General features: G+C 73.7%; 10 protein-coding genes. 9 read left to right on the forward strand and 1 reads right to left on the reverse strand.

Translation table 11 applies throughout. The annotated features are described in order from the left end of the window. Nucleotides 1-44: 44 nt before the first annotated feature. Nucleotides 45-902, reverse strand: coding sequence for a (2Fe-2S)-binding protein (locus tag ACFV88_RS20060; RefSeq protein WP_385492976.1), 858 nt, complete (start codon nucleotides 900-902; stop codon nucleotides 45-47). A 200-nt stretch (nucleotides 903-1,102) separates the two neighbouring features. On the opposite strand from ACFV88_RS20060, the gene ACFV88_RS20065 reads away from it, so the two are divergent. The 9 genes from ACFV88_RS20065 to ACFV88_RS20105 all read left to right on the forward strand — a co-directional run bounded on the left by ACFV88_RS20065 (nucleotide 1,103) and on the right by ACFV88_RS20105 (nucleotide 14,397). Continuing rightward, the gene (locus ACFV88_RS20065) at nucleotides 1,103-2,302 is read left to right on the forward strand and encodes an acetyl-CoA carboxylase biotin carboxylase subunit family protein (protein ID WP_385493024.1); all 1,200 of its coding nucleotides are present in this window, start codon (nucleotides 1,103-1,105) and stop codon (nucleotides 2,300-2,302) included. Beyond that, entirely contained in the window at nucleotides 2,299-4,041 is a 1,743-nt protein-coding gene (locus tag ACFV88_RS20070; protein WP_385492978.1) for an IucA/IucC family protein, read from the forward strand. The genes ACFV88_RS20065 and ACFV88_RS20070 overlap by 4 nt, the downstream gene beginning before the upstream one ends. A 7-nt stretch (nucleotides 4,042-4,048) precedes the next feature. Then, nucleotides 4,049-5,824, forward strand: coding sequence for an IucA/IucC family protein (locus ACFV88_RS20075; protein WP_385492979.1), 1,776 nt, complete (start codon nucleotides 4,049-4,051; stop codon nucleotides 5,822-5,824). Further along, the gene (locus ACFV88_RS20080; RefSeq protein ID WP_385492980.1) at nucleotides 5,821-7,086 is read left to right on the forward strand and encodes a type III PLP-dependent enzyme; all 1,266 of its coding nucleotides are present in this window, start codon (nucleotides 5,821-5,823) and stop codon (nucleotides 7,084-7,086) included. Before ACFV88_RS20075 ends, ACFV88_RS20080 begins: the two co-directional genes overlap by 4 nt. 101 nt (nucleotides 7,087-7,187) lie before the next feature. Then, nucleotides 7,188-7,934, forward strand: coding sequence for an HAD family hydrolase (locus ACFV88_RS20085; protein ID WP_385492981.1), 747 nt, complete (start codon nucleotides 7,188-7,190; stop codon nucleotides 7,932-7,934). Further along, nucleotides 7,931-10,297 carry a glycoside hydrolase family 65 protein gene (locus tag ACFV88_RS20090; protein WP_385492982.1) on the forward strand — a complete coding sequence of 789 codons (2,367 nt, stop codon included), beginning with the start codon at nucleotides 7,931-7,933 and terminating at the stop codon, nucleotides 10,295-10,297. Before ACFV88_RS20085 ends, ACFV88_RS20090 begins: the two co-directional genes overlap by 4 nt. 198 nt (nucleotides 10,298-10,495) lie before the next feature. Next, nucleotides 10,496-11,716, forward strand: coding sequence for a Cmx/CmrA family chloramphenicol efflux MFS transporter (locus ACFV88_RS20095; protein WP_385492983.1), 1,221 nt, complete (start codon nucleotides 10,496-10,498; stop codon nucleotides 11,714-11,716). A 261-nt stretch (nucleotides 11,717-11,977) separates the two neighbouring features. Continuing rightward, complete coding sequence (locus ACFV88_RS20100) at nucleotides 11,978-13,378, forward strand: hemolysin family protein (RefSeq protein ID WP_385492984.1); 1,401 nt, start codon at nucleotides 11,978-11,980, stop codon at nucleotides 13,376-13,378. After that, nucleotides 13,375-14,397: a hemolysin family protein gene (locus ACFV88_RS20105; RefSeq protein ID WP_385492985.1), complete on the forward strand. Its 1,023-nt coding sequence runs from the start codon at nucleotides 13,375-13,377 to the stop codon at nucleotides 14,395-14,397. The genes ACFV88_RS20100 and ACFV88_RS20105 overlap by 4 nt, the downstream gene beginning before the upstream one ends. Nucleotides 14,398-14,482 lie beyond the last annotated feature (85 nt).

The following is a 14,482-nucleotide window of genomic DNA, read 5'->3' on the forward strand; positions in this document are numbered from 1 at the left end:
CGGTCGGGCGGGAGGCGGAACGGACCCGCGCTCCCGCCCGGGCGTCAGACCCCGTCCTCGATCCTGCGCACCCGTTCGGCGTCACAGGTGCGCGGGCAGGTGGCGCACGCCTCGGCGGGACGGATCGCGTAGTAGAGGCAGCAGCCGAGGCGGGTGCGCGTCGGGTGCTCACGTCCGTTGCGGGTGGTGAGCGTCCGGAAGGCCGCGCCGCCGGGGTAGGGGCTGACGGCCGAGGGCAACAACTCCTCGGCCTCCCGCACCCCGCGGGCCTCGTCACCGTGCATCCGGCCCAGGTACCAGACGGCCGAGACCAGGTCGTCGCCGACCATCCCCCACAGGGCCCGGGGACCGCGACGGACGCGGGGGCCCGTGGCGGCCAGCAGCGGACGCACGTGATCGGCGACGGCGGCGCGCAACTCGGCCCGCAGCGCCTCCTCGTGGGGCAGGACGCGGACCCCGGGCAGCCCGGCGGCGGGGTCGTCGGACAGACAGCTGAAGGAGGCGGGAACGATCTCGTACGCCTCACTCGTACGGCTGATCCGCAGATCGCGCGGACTCACCCTCGGCACCCGCCGTTCGAGGTACCAGGGACCGCTGATGAGGACGGCCGCGGACCACAGGTAGGCGTGCAGCGCACGGGAGGCGACGACGTCCGGCCGCGGCTCGTGGGCGTAGCGGGTGCGGATGCGGGCCGCGTGCCCTTCCAACCAGGCGTTCAGGAAGTCTTCGCGGCAGGCGAGTTCGGCACCGTCGATCCAGCCCTGGCCGGCTGATGACGAGGGTTCGGCGCAGGTCACGTCCAGGGCGGGACACGCGGCGGCGAGACGCCGGTACGTGGCGGCCAGCAGAACGGAGGAGCTCACGGCAGGGGCGGTCGGGGCCGACGCCGGGGCCAGGAACACGGGTACTCCTAGAACACCGTACGGAATACGGGGTGGGGGCATGAGAAAATCACCGCGGGGTGGCGGCAGACCCGCAAGGATTTTTAGGGAAGGCTCACCTTACTAGCACCAGCAGGGTAGAAAGCCAATCGACATGGCGCCCGGACGAATTGACACCCTTAGGCATGCCTAACCTAAGCTCTCGGCTCGTGTTCCCGATGATGCGGATGTACCTGCTCGCACTGAATCCCACCGACTCGGTGACCGAGGGATTCCTCCCGGCCGCGCGCTCCCTGGGACTGCGCGTCACCGTTCTCACCGACCAGCCCGAGGCCCATCGCGCGCGCCACCCGGACCTGGAGGTCCTCCCGTGCGACGTCCGGGACTTCCGGGAGGTGATCAGCGTGGTCTCGGCCCACGAACGGCCGGACGCGATCTTCACCAACAGCGACCACCTCCAGACCCAGACCGCGCTCGCCGCCGACTACTTCGGGCTCCCGGCCAAGGACTGGCGCACCGCCCTGCGCACCAAGGACAAGGCGCTGCTGCGACGCCATCTGCGCACCACCGGGGTCGACCGCGTGCGCTGCCTGGAGGTTCCCGCGAGGACGACACCCGCCGACGCCCTGCGCGGCGCCGCGGCACTGCCCTACCCCTGTGTGGTGAAACCGCGCGAAGGGGTGGCCAGCGAGGACGTCGTCCGGGTGGAGACCCCGGACGAGCTGCTCACCCGCTGCGAGGAGATCCGGGCCCGCCGCCCCGGCACCGCGCTGGTGGTGGAGGAGTACCTGGAAGGCGAGCTGTACACCCTGGAGACGCTCGGCGACGGCAGCACCCGCCATGTGCTCGGCGGGTTCCGCACCGGCCTGTCCCCCGCCCCGTACTTCATCGAGGAACGCCTCACCTACGTCCCGGCGCACCCCCCGGCCGTGGTGGAGCAGATACTGACGCAGCTCGATGCGCTGGGGGTCGGTTTCGGCGCCTGCCACACCGAATTCGTGGTGGACGGCAGCGGCCGGGCCCGCATCATCGAGGTGAATTACCGGGCCATAGGCGACCAGTGCGACCTCCTGCTCGCCGACCTCCTCGGGATTCCCCTGTTCGCCCACGTCCTCCTTACCCATCTGGGTGAACCGCTCCCCGCCGACCTCGGGGCCCGCACCGACGGCGCCGCCCGGCTCGACTACCCGTACGCGCGCCGTGCCGGCACCCTGACCGCCGCCCCCCGGCGGATCGATCTGGACGCCGACGGCGTCCGGCTGACGTACCGTCCGCTGCGGGCCCTGGGGGAACGCCACGAGGTCCACCACACCAACCGGGACCTCCTCGGAGTGGTCCGCGCCACGGGGCGCGACCAGGGCGCCGTCGACCGGGCCGTCGAGGACTTCCTCGCCCACCACCACTGGGAGATCACACCGTGACCGCAGGGACCCGCGCGCACCGCGACCGGCACCTCCTACGGATCCTGACCGCGCTGCTGCGCGAGGACGTGGTCGGGCTGCGCACCCGCAGCACCCGGGTGGAGCGCCCGGACGGCAGTTGGCTCCGTCGGGAGCACCCCGGCGGTGCACTCGCCCTGCCGGTGGAGCCCGACGGTTTCCAGTGCGAGTTCGCCGCCCGGCTGCCCCTGCTGCGCCGCGAGGAACCCGGCCCGGCCACGGACCTCGACACCACCGACGCCGTACTGGCCGCCCTCGGGGACCTCGCCGACCCGGCGGACCGGCCCGGCTTCGACGCCTTCGCCGACGAGTGCCGCCAGTGCCTCGCGGCCGAACTGCTGCACCGAGACACCCGGACCGAGGTCGTCACCCGGCTCGCCGGCGCGTACGGCCCCGACCCCGCCCACTGGACCGACCCGCTGCCGTTCGACACCCTGGCCGCCCGACTCGACCACCCCGTGTACCCGACCGGACGCGGCCGGCTCGGCCTGACGGACCGTCATGTGCGAACGTACGCGCCGGAGTTCCACCCCAAGTTCCGGCTGCGATGGCTGGCCCTACCCCGGGTGGACGTGGTGGACGAGGGCCTCACGGCCGCCCCGGGCTGGCCGGCGCCCTCGACGCTCGGACTGCCCCGTTCCCTGGACGCCGACCACATCGCACTGCCGGTGCACCCCCTCACCGCGGGCGCCCCGCTGCACGGCGCCCTCAAGGAGGCCGGCCTGGACGACCGGGCGGTGCTCGCCGAGCAGCCGTACGCGGAGGTGGTGCCCACCCTGTCGATGCGGACCGTCGCCCTCACCGCGCACCCCGGCACCCACCTCAAGGTGCCGCTGGCCACGGCGACCCTCGGTCGGCTCAACCGCCGGACCATCAAGCCGGGCACCCTGCGCGACGGCGCCGCCTGCCAACGGCTGCTGGCGGCCGTCGCCGCGCGCGAGCCGCGCTTCGACACCACCGTGCTGCACGCCGACGAGACCCGCTACGCCCATGCCGGCCACGAGATGCTGGCCGTGCTGCGACGGCGCTGGCCGGAAGGGCTCGACGGTTCGGTGGTGGTGCCGATGGCCGCACTCACGGCGCCGGCGCCCGGCGGCGGGCTCGTCATCGACCGGCTCGCCGACCGCTTCCACGGCGGTGACCCCGTCGCCCTCCTCGACGCCGTCCTCACCCTGCTGTTCGACTGGCAGACCACCCTCTTCGGCTACGGCATAGCGCTGGAGTCGCACCAGCAGAACATCTCCCTGGCCTTCGACGACCGACCGCAACGGCCGCCCCTACGCCTGTTGTTCAAGGACAACGACGGTCCCCGGGTCCACACCGGACGGCTCCGGGCGACGCTCGGTGCACATGACCTGAGCGGCTTCGACGACACCCGGATCACCGGGCAGGACGACCGCGCCGTGCTCGACCTCTTCACCACCATCACCGTCCACCTGTGCGCGGGGGCACCCGCCTTCGCCCTGGCCCGGCACGGCAGCGCCCCGCTCGACCGGCTCCTCGCCCTGGTGCGCGACCGGCTCGGCGAAGCCGTCGAACGTCTCGGCACCGGCCCCGGACAACCCGGTGCGGCCCTGCGCGCCCACATACTCGACGCCGCGCGCCTGCCCGTGAAGGCGATGGTGACCGCGGGGACGCTGCTCACCAAACAGCGCTCGGGCGCACAGGACATCAACAAGCACTACACCACCGGTCCCAACTACCTCCTGCGAGGGGCGTAATCCGCTGATGCCCAGCACTCTTTCCGGCCTGCCGCGCACCGCGGAGCCCGTCCCGGACCTGCCCGGCGCGGACCTCGCCGTGGCGCACACCCTCCTCAACTGCCTGCTCCGCGAGGTGTCGGGGCCCGAACGGCAGGCGTCCGTCATCGGCGACCACCTGCTGCTCCGGCTCCCCCGGCTGGGCGTCCTGCTGCGCGTGGCCCTGCGCCGCACCTCCCTGCTCGGCGCGCACCGCTTCACCGGACCCGTCACCGAACGGCTCGCCCGCGGCGGCGAGGACACCGGAGACGGCTGGTCCGAGGTCGACTGGCTGCGCCTGGCCGAGTACACCCGGGCCGAGCTGTCCCTGCGCACCGGCGCCCACAACGACGAGTTCCTCTCCCAGGTGGGCGCGAGCCACCGCGGAGTCCGCGCCGCCCTCGCCGCGCCGCGCCCCACCCCCCGGGCCCTGGGCGACGATCCGCTCGCCGTGTACCTCGACTCCGAGCAGTCCCTGCTCCTCGGCCACCGCTTCCACCCCACGCCCAAGGCGCACAGCGGCGATCCGGCCCGTTGGGCGGCCTACGCACCGGAAGCGGGGGCGGCCTTCCCGCTGCGCATGCTGGCCGTCCGTCAGGAACTGGTCGCCGAGGAACGGACCGAGCCGTCCGCGACCGACCCGCTGGACCGGCTGCGGAGCGTGCCCGAGGGATTCCGGCTGCTGCCCGCCCACCCCTGGCAGTACGAGATGCTGGCCGACCACCCGGTGCTGCGCGCCGCCCTCGACCGCGGCAACGTCGTGGACCTCGGCCCCGGAGCCGTGGACGTGCGGCCCACCGCGTCGGTGCGCACCCTGCACACCGACGACGGGTTCCTGAAGTTCAGTCTCAACGTCCGCATCACCAACTGCCTGCGCAAGAACGCCGCCTACGAGCTGACCGGCGCGGTCGCCCTGACCCGGGCGCTCGCCCCCGTCCTCGCCGACCTGGCGGCCCGCTTCCCCGGCACGGCGGTGCTCCGGGAACCCGCGTACCGTTCGCTCGCCCTGCCCGGGCCCGACGGGCACCCCGACCGGTCGCTGCTGGAGGGCTTCGGGGTGATCGTCCGCGAGGGCCTGGAGCACCACCTGCGCCCCGGTGCCACCCCGTTGCTGGCCGCGGCCGTCGCCGACGAGTACCCGACCGGTCCGGCGCAGGTGTCCCGTCTGCTGGCCGACTCGGACCCCGACACCGCGCTGCGCTGGTGGTCCGCGTACCTGCGGCTGTTGGTGCCTCCGGTGTTGGCCGCCTACTTCGACCACGGCGTCGTCCTGGAACCGCACCTCCAGAACGTCATCGTCTGCGTGGACGGCGACGGCACGCCCGTGCAGTTGCTCTTCCGGGACCTGGAGGGCACCAAGCTCGTCCCCGAGCACCACGCACGGACCCTCGCCGAGCTGCCGCCGGAGGTCGCGGGCCCGCTGACCTACGAGGCGCACCGCGGCTGGGACCGCGTCGTGTACTGCCTGTTCGTCAACCACGCGGCGGAGGTGCTGGCCGCCCTCGCCGACCTCCACCCCGACCGGGAGCGGGCGTTGTGGGCCCGGCTGCGCGCCACCGTCGAGGAGTACGCCCGCGAACACGGCTGCCCGCCGCGGCTGCGCGCCCTCCTCGCCGGGGTGCCGCTGCCCGCCAAGGCGAACCTGCTGGCGCGGTGGGACCGCTCCGCGGACCGGGACGCGGGGTACGTGCACGTGCCCTCACCGCTGGCCGAGGACGTCCTGTCCGGGGCGAGCCGCACCGACACCGACTGGAGCGCCCGGTGACCGCCCCCACCAGGGCGGTCCGCGAACGGGTCCTGGACCTGCCCGTCGACGGCCTGCCCGCCTACCTCTACGACCTGGACGCGCTGCGCGCGCACACGGCCGCCGTCCGGGCGGCGCTGCCGGAGCGGGTGGAGCTGTACTACGCCGCGAAGGCCAATCCGGAACCCGCGATCCTCGGTGCCCTGGCCCCGCTGGTCGACGGGTTCGAGGTGGCCTCCGGCGGTGAGCTCGCGCACGTGGCGACAGCGGTGCCGGACCGCCCGTTGGCGTTCGGCGGGCCCGGCAAGACCCCGGCGGAGGTGACGGCCGCCCTCGCCGGCGCGGCGACGGGCGGGCCAGTGCCGCGGTTCCACGTCGAGAGCGCGCACGAACTGCGGATGCTCGCCGCCCTCGCCGCCCGCACCGCGCCCGGGGTGCGGGTGCCGGTGCTGACGCGGTTCAACCTGGCGGTCGCCGAGGACGCCCTGACCGGCAGCTCGCTCACCATGGGCGGCGGCCCCAGCCCCTTCGGCATCGACCCCGCCGAGGCCGATGCGGTCCTCGGCCTCCTGGCCCGGGGCGCGTTCCCCCAGTTGGAGTGGTGGGGGACGCACGCCCATCTGGTGAGCGGCCTCGACGCCGGCGCCCTCGCCTCGGTCGCCCGGGAGGTGGTGCGCTGGTCCGCGGCGCTCGCCGACGGGCACCGGGTGCGGCTGCGCGAGGTCAACGTCGGCGGTGGGATGGCCGTCGACTACGCGCGGCCCGAGGTCCGGTTCGACTGGACGGCGTACGGCACGGCCCTCGCCGCGCTGCTCGCGGAGCATCCGGGGCTGACCCTGCGGGTGGAGCCCGGCCGGGCGCTCACCGCGTACTGCGGCTGGTACGCGACGGAGGTGCTGGACGTCAAGCACAGCCACGGCGAGGACTTCGCAGTGGTCCGCGGCGGCACCCACCATCTGCGCACCCCCGCCACCAAGGGGCACGACCAGCCGTGCACGGTGCTGCCCGTGGGGCCCTGGCCGCACCCGTGGCCGCGGCCCGCCGCGGGCCGCGGCCCGGTCACCCTGGTCGGCCAGTTGTGCACGCCCAAGGACGTGCTCGCCCGGCGGGTCCCCGCGGCGGGGCTGCGGGCCGGGGACCGGGTGGTGTTCCAGATGGCGGGGGCCTATGCCTGGAACATCTCGCACCACGAGTTCCTGATGCACCCCCGTCCCGACTTCCACTTCCTCGGTGCGGGCGGGTGTCCGGTCGCGGCGGCGCCCCGGGCGGCCGGCGCGGGCTGAGACGGGGCGACGGTCCGGGCCGCCGACGGGTGGGGGGACGGGGACCGCCTTACGATGGCGGCGACCACCGCTTCGGCGTTCCGGACCCGGAGGTTCTCGCCATGGGGACACGTGCAGGGCTGGGTCTCCCGGACACCATCGTCGCCTGTCTGTTCGACCTGGACGGCGTGATCACGAAGACCGCCGTGGTGCACGCCGCCGCGTGGCGGGAGACGTTCGACGCCTTCCTGCGCGAGCGCGACGGGCCCGATTTCCGGCCCTTCACCCAGGAGGACTACGACCGCTACGTGGACGGCCGCCCCCGGGCCGACGGCGTCCGGTCCTTCCTGGCCTCCCGCGGCATCACCCTGCCGGAGGGCACGGGCGGGGACGCCCCGCGGGAAGTGAGCGTGCAGGGGCTGGGCAACCGCAAGAACGCCCTCCTGCTGGCAAGGATCAGATCGGGTGGGGTGGAGGCGTACGAGGGTTCGCTGCGCTACCTCGACGCGGTGCGCTCCGCGGGGCTGCGCACCGCGGTCGTCTCCTCCAGCACCAACTGTCGGGACGTCCTGCGGGCGGTCGGCGCGGAGGACCGGTTCGACGTACGGATCGACGGAGTGGTGGCGGCGCGGCGGGGACTGCCCGGCAAACCGCGGCCGGACACGTTCCTCGCGGCGGCGGCCGACCTCGGGGCGGAGCCCGCCGGTGCGGCGGTGTTCGAGGACGCGCTCGCCGGAATGGACGCCGGCCGTTCGGGTCACTTCGGGTACGTGGTGGGGGTCGACCGGGTCGGCCAGGCGGACGCGCTGCGGGCCCACGGGGCGGACACGGTGGTGCGGGACCTCGCCGAGTTGGAGACGCGCGCATGATCACCCATTCCTCGTACACGGTGGAGCCCTGGTCCCTGTGCGAACGGTCGCTGAACCTCGACGTGCTGCCGCAGAGCGAATCGGTGTTCGCCCTGTCGAACGGGCACGTGGGCTGGCGGGGCAATCTGGACGAGGGGGAACCGCACGGGCTGCCCGGTTCGTATCTGAACGGGGTGTACGAACTGCACCCGCTGCCGTACGCGGAGGCCGGATACGGCTATCCGGAGTCCGGCCAGACCGTCATCAACGTCACCAACGGCAAGGTCATCCGGCTGCTCGTCGACGACGAACCCTTCGACCTGCGGTACGGGCGGCTGGTGTCCCACGAGCGGACCCTGGACCTGCGGGCGGGCGTGCTGACGCGGGTGTGCGAGTGGGTGTCCCCGGCGGGCTGCTCGGTCCGGGTGCGTTCGACGCGTCTGGTGTCGTTCACCCAACGGGCCATCGCCGCGGTGCGCTACGAGGTCGAGGCCGTCGACTCGGAGGTGCGGATCGTCATCCAGTCCGAGCTCGTCGCCAACGAACAGCTGCCCGGGGCGAACGGCGACCCGCGGGCCTCGGTGGCGTTGGAGTCCCCGCTCGAACCCGAGTCGCACTTCGCGACGGGCGCGCGGCTGGGCCTGGTGCACCGCACCCGGACCAGTGACCTGCGGGTGGGGGCGGCGGCCGACCACGTGGTCACCGGGCCGCGGCCCACCACGACGAGCAGGGAGAGCCGTGAGGACGTCGCCCGCCTCACCCTGGCCTCCACGCTCGCGCCCGGCGACACCCTGCGGCTCGACAAGGTGGTGGCGTACGGCTGGTCGAGCACCCGCTCGCTCCCCGCGGTCAGCGACCAGGTCGACGCGGCGCTCGCCGCGGCGATGAACGTCGGCTGGGACGGGCTGGTCGCGGAACAGCGCACCTACCTGGACGACTTCTGGGCGCGTTCGGACGTGGAGGTCGACGGGGACGAGGAGATCCAACAGGCGGTGCGGTTCGCCCTGTTCCACGTCCTCCAGGCAGGCGCCCGGGCCGAGCAGCGGGCGATCCCGGCGAAGGGGCTCACCGGCTCCGGGTACGACGGCCACGCCTTCTGGGACACCGAGATCTTCGTGCTCCCCCTGCTCACCTACACCTCCCCGTTCGCGGTGGCGGAGGCGTTGCGCTGGCGGCAGAACACCCTACCGGCCGCGAAGGAGCGGGCCGCCCAACTGGGCTTCCAGGGCGCCGCGTTCCCCTGGCGCACCATCGACGGCTCGGAGGGCTCGGCGTACTGGCCGGCCGGTACGGCGGCGTTCCACGTCAATGCGGACATCGCGGACGCGGTCAGCCGGTACGTGGCGGTCACCGGCGACGAGCCCTTCGAACGGGACACCGGAGTGGAACTCCTGGTGGAGACGGCCCGGTTGTGGCGTTCGCTGGGCCACCACGACCACCACGGCGCGTTCCACCTCGACGGGGTCACCGGCCCGGACGAGTACAGCGCCGTGCAGGACGACAACACGTACACCAATCTGATGGCCCGGGCGAACCTGTTGGCCGCGGCGGACGCGGTCGAGCGCCATCCGCAGCAGGCGGCGGCGCTGGGGGTGGACGACGAGGAGAGTGCCGCCTGGCGGGACGCGGCCGAGGCGATGCACGTCCCGTACAACGACGAACTCGGGGTGCACGAGCAGTCGTCCGGGTTCACCCGGCACCAGGTGTGGGACTTCGCGGACACCCGGGCCGACCAGTACCCGTTGATGCTGCACTTCCCGTACTTCGACATCTACCGCAAGCAGGTCGTCAAACAGGCCGACCTGGTGCTGGCGATGTACAAGTGCAGCGAGTACTTCGACGAGGAGCACACGGCCCGCAACTTCGCCTACTACGAGCCGTTGACCGTACGGGACTCGTCGCTGTCGGCGTGCTGCCAGGCGGTGATCGCCGCCCAGGCGGGACATCTGGCGCTCGCCTACCAGTACGTGGCGGAGGCGGCGCTGATGGATCTGGACGACCTGGAGAACAACACCCGCGACGGACTCCACATCGCCTCCCTCGCCGGGACCTGGATGGCGCTGGTGGCCGGGTTCGGGGGGATGCGGCTGCTGGGGAGCACCCCGAACTTCTCGCCCCGGCTGCCGGAGCGGTTCAGCCGGCTCGCGTTCACGCTGGAGGTGGTGGGGCGACGGCTTCGGGTGGAGATCACCGGGGAGGCTGCCACCTACACCCTGCTGTCCGGTGAGCCGCTGGGCGTGCGGCACTACGGCCGACCGGTGTTGGTGACGCCCGGCTCGCCGGAGCGTCGGGGCATCCGGCCCGCGCCGGTGCGGCCCGCACCCGAACAACCGCCGCACCGGGGGCCGGCGGATCGCGGGGCGGTCGCCCGGACAGCCGGGTAATGCGGTGGACGGGAGGCCGCGCGTCCTCCTAGGCTGCCCCGCGTGAACAGCCCCGAGTCCGACAGAGGCTAGCCACCGGCCGTCCCCGGTGGCTTCCCGCCGCGCCCCCCGCACCCCCGGTGCCGGGGCGCCGACGCCACCCCGCGGACCGCCGGTCTCGTTTCCTGTTGGATCTCGAAACGGCTGTGGAGTTCTGCGGTGCCTCTTGCTCTCTACTTCCTCGGACTGGCGGTCTTCGCCATGGGCACGTCCGAGTTCATGTTGTCCGGCCTCCTCGCGGACATCGCCCGTGACCTGGGCGTCACGCTCCCGGCCGCCGGGGCGCTGACCTCGGCGTTCGCCGTGGGCATGGTGATCGGCGCCCCCCTGATGGCGGTCGCCGCCATGCGCTGGTCCCGCCGTGACGCGCTGCTGGTGTTCCTGGTGGTCTTCCTCGCCGCGCACGCCGTGGGGGCGCTGACCGTCAGCTTCCCGGTGCTGTTGGTGACCCGCGTCATCGCGGCGCTCGCCAACGCGGGGTTCCTGGCCGTGGCGTTCACGGCCGCCGCCGCCCTGGTCCCGCCGCACGCCAAGGGCCGGGCGACGGCGGTCCTGCTCGGCGGGGTGACCCTGGCCTGCGTGGCGGGGGTGCCCGGCGGGGCGCTGCTCGGCCAGCACTGGGGCTGGCGCTCGGCGTTCTGGGCCGTGGTGGCGCTGTCGGCGCCCGCGGTGGTGGCCGTCTGGCGTTCCGTCCCGGCCGGACGGGGCGGCGGAGAGGTCCCCGGGTTCCGGGACGTCCGGGCCGAGCTGCGGGTCCTGGGGCGCCGTCAGCCCCTGGTGCTGTTGGCCCTGTGCGCCCTGGTGAACGGCGCCACGTTCGGCAGCTTCACCTACCTCGCGCCGCTGGTCACCGAGGTGTCCGGAATCCCGGAGCGCTGGGTCCCCGCCGTGCTGGTGCTGTTCGGCATCGGTTCCTTCGCGGGGGTCACTGCGGCCGGTCGCCTCGCCGACACCCGGCCGGTGCCGCTCCTGGCGGTGGGCACGGTGGTGCACCTCGCCGGTTGGGTGGTGCTCGCGCTGGGCGCGGGCCGGCCGGCGGTGGTGCTGGTCCTGGTGCTGGTCCAGGGCGCGCTGGCGTTCGCGATCGGCTCGACGCTGGTGACCCGGGTGCTCTACGCGGGGGCCGGTGCGCCGATGCTGGCGGGGGCGAGCGCCACCGCGGCGTTCAACGTCGGCGCGTCGTTCGGCCCCTGGGCCGGCGGGCTGACGATCGCCGCCGGGCTGGGCTACCGCTCCCCCGTATGGGTGAGCGCGGCCCTGCTGGCGGCGGCCGTGGTCACCGGGGCGGTGGCGCTCGCGGTGGCGCGGCAGCGGGCATCCGCGAGCGCCGCCACCCCGGTGCCCGACGCCGTCGAACCGGGGCCGACCCCCGCCGGCTGACCCCGCCGACGGCTCCCGCGGGGTACTGAAGCGCAGGTCAGGGCCGCTCTTCGGTACCCCGGCGGGGGTCCCTCATCGGTTCTCGGAGGGTTCGGGAACAATGATCGTGAGGTGCTCGTTGTAGGGAGCACCCACAGAACGACCACCTATGAGGAGTGGCCACTTGTCCGCCCAGACGACGGACCCCGACCCTCCGGGACACAGTCCCGAACCATCCCGCCCTCTCACGCGTGATCGCGGCACCCGGCGGGGTGGTGTTCGATGAATGCCGCACTCGGCCTGTTGGCGGTACTCCTGCTCACCGTCGGCACGGGCTATTTCGTCCTCCAGGAGTTCACCTACGTCTCCGCCGACCGGCTCGCGCTGGCGCGGGAGGCGGAAGCGGGTGACCGGCGCGCGGCGCGCGCCCTGAAGGTCATGAGCCGGCTGTCCTTCATGCTCTCCGGTGCCCAGCTGGGCATCACGGTGACGGGCCTGATCGTCGGCTTCCTCACCGGGCCGTCCGTGTCGGCGGTCATCCGGCCCCTGGTTTCGGGGGTGGGGGTGCCCGACGCCGCCGTGGACGGGATCTCGGTCGCCCTGGCCTTCGTGGTCGCGACCGTGGTGCAGATGGTCCTCGGCGAGCTGGCCCCGAAGAACCTGGCGATCGCGGTGCCCGAGCGGCTCGCGAAGTCGTTGGCGCCCTCCACCCTCGCCTATCTGAAGGTGGTCGGCCCGGTCATCCACGTCTTCGACGGGGCCGCCGCCTGGCTGCTGCGCCGGATCGGCATCGAGCCGGTCGAGGAGCTGCACCACGGGGCGACGCTGGAGGAGCTGGGTCAGCTGATCGACGAGTCGCACGAGCGGGGCGCGCTGCCCCGTGACACGGCGGAGCTGCTCGATCACGCCCTGGAGTTCTCCGAGCGCACCATGGGCGAGGTGATGGTGCCGCGTGCGGACACCGTCTTCATCCGCCGGGACGCCTCCGGGGCGGACGCCGTGGAGCTGATCGCACGCCACGGGCACTCGACGTATCCGGTGCTCGGTGACCACCCGGACGACGTCGCCGGGGTCCTCGGGGTGCGGGAGCTGTCCCGACTGCCCGCCGAGCGGCTCGCGGTGCTCACCGCGGGCGAGCTGGCCCGCCGTCCGCTGCTGCTGCCGGACACCTTGCCGCTGCCCGGCGCGGTGACCCGGATGCGGGAGGCGGACGACGAGTTCGCCGTCGTGCTGGACGAGCACGGCGGGGTGGCGGGTGTCGTCACCTACGAGGACATCGCCGAGGAGCTCGTCGGTGACATCGCCGACGAGACGGACCGGGTCACCGCGCTCGCGGTGCCCCACGGGTCCGGCTGGCTGGTCGACGCCGGTCGGCGCATCGACGAGGTCGCGCCGGTCATCGACGTGCCGCTGCCCGAGGAGGACGACTTCGACACGGTCGCCGGCCTCGTGGTGGACCGGCTGGGGCGCTTCCCCGCGATCGGTGACCGGGTGGACGTGGCCCTGCCGGACGGCAGCGCCGCGCTCATCGAGGTGCGCACCCTGAACCGGCACGTGCCGGAGCGGGTGCGCATCGAGCACCGGCCCGCACCGCAGGAGTCCACGCCGTCCGGCAACGCCCCGCAGCGGGGCGGCCACGACGGCGCCGCCCTGCGCCACTCGGATGAGGAGGTGACGGCATGAGTCTGTCCGTCGCCCTGTTCCTGACCCTGCTGCTGCTGATCGGCAGCGGGTTCTTCGTCGCCGCGGAGTTCGCCCTGGTCGCCGCGAAGCGGCACCGGATGGAGAAGGCCGCCGCCGAGGGGCGGCGCGGCGCCAAGGCCGCGCTCGCCGGGATGCGGGAGCTGTCGCTGATGTTGGCGGGCGCCCAGCTCGGCATCACGGTGACCACCCTGGGCCTGGGCTCGATCTCCAAGCCCGCGGTGTCCCACGCGCTGGACCCGGTCCTGACCGGCTGGGGCCTTCCGACCGGCCTGAGCTACGGGGTGTCCTTCGCCGTGGCGATCGTCGTGGTGGTGTTCCTGCACATGGTGGTCGGTGAGATGGCCCCCAAGTCCTGGGCCATCGCGCACCCCGAGCGGTCGGCCATGCTGCTGTCGCCGCCCTTCCGGGCGGTGGTGAAGGCCGTGCGTCCGCTGATCCGGGTGCTCAACGCGGTCAGCAACGCCCTGGTGCGGCTGTGCCGGGTCACCCCGCGGGACGAGCTGGTTCCGGTGCACGACCGCGAACAGCTGGCGGACCTGGTCGCGGAGTCGCGGCGCACGGGTCTCATCAGTGCGGCCGACTCGGAGTTGATCACCAGGTCGCTCACGGAGCCGCTGACACCGGTGGCGGAGTTGCTGGTGCCCGCGGCGGACATCACCTGGGTGGACGGTTCCGCCGGCCCCGGCACGATCCTCGGAGTGGCCTCGGCGGCCGACCGGACGCGGCTGCTGGTCCGCGAGGCGGATCGGGTCGTGGGGTCGGTGCACACCCGGGACGCGCTGGTCGCCCGGGCCCGGGAGCGCGCGACGACCGCACGGGAGCTGGCCCGGCCGCTGCCGGAGCTGGCGCAGCACGACACGGTGGCGTACGCCGTGGAGCAGTTGCGCAGGCGTCGCGCATCGTTGGCGGTGGTCCGGGACGCGTCGGGCGGGCTCGCCGGGCTGGTGAGTCTGGACGACCTGCTGGAGCGCTACCTCCAGCCGAGCACGGCCGCGTAGCACCGGCCGTCGCCAGCGACGAGGCCCCGGTACCCGTGAAGGGTGCCGGGGCCGAGCGCTGTCCGGGCCGGCGCGGGCGCCGGGC

The organism is Streptomyces sp. NPDC059816 (assembly GCF_042732055.1).
Lineage (GTDB): Bacteria > Actinomycetota > Actinomycetes > Streptomycetales > Streptomycetaceae > Streptomyces.

Coding starts and splice junctions, on each gene's coding strand:
- ACFV88_RS20065 (WP_385493024.1), top strand. CDS start 1,103: ATGCGGATGTACCTGCTCGCACTGAATCCCACCGACTCGGTGACCGAG.
- ACFV88_RS20085 (WP_385492981.1), top strand. CDS start 7,188: ATGGGGACACGTGCAGGGCTGGGTCTCCCGGACACCATCGTCGCCTGT.
- ACFV88_RS20090 (WP_385492982.1), top strand. CDS start 7,931: ATGATCACCCATTCCTCGTACACGGTGGAGCCCTGGTCCCTGTGCGAA.
- ACFV88_RS20100 (WP_385492984.1), top strand. CDS start 11,978: ATGAATGCCGCACTCGGCCTGTTGGCGGTACTCCTGCTCACCGTCGGC.
- ACFV88_RS20075 (WP_385492979.1), top strand. CDS start 4,049: ATGCCCAGCACTCTTTCCGGCCTGCCGCGCACCGCGGAGCCCGTCCCG.
- ACFV88_RS20105 (WP_385492985.1), top strand. CDS start 13,375: ATGAGTCTGTCCGTCGCCCTGTTCCTGACCCTGCTGCTGCTGATCGGC.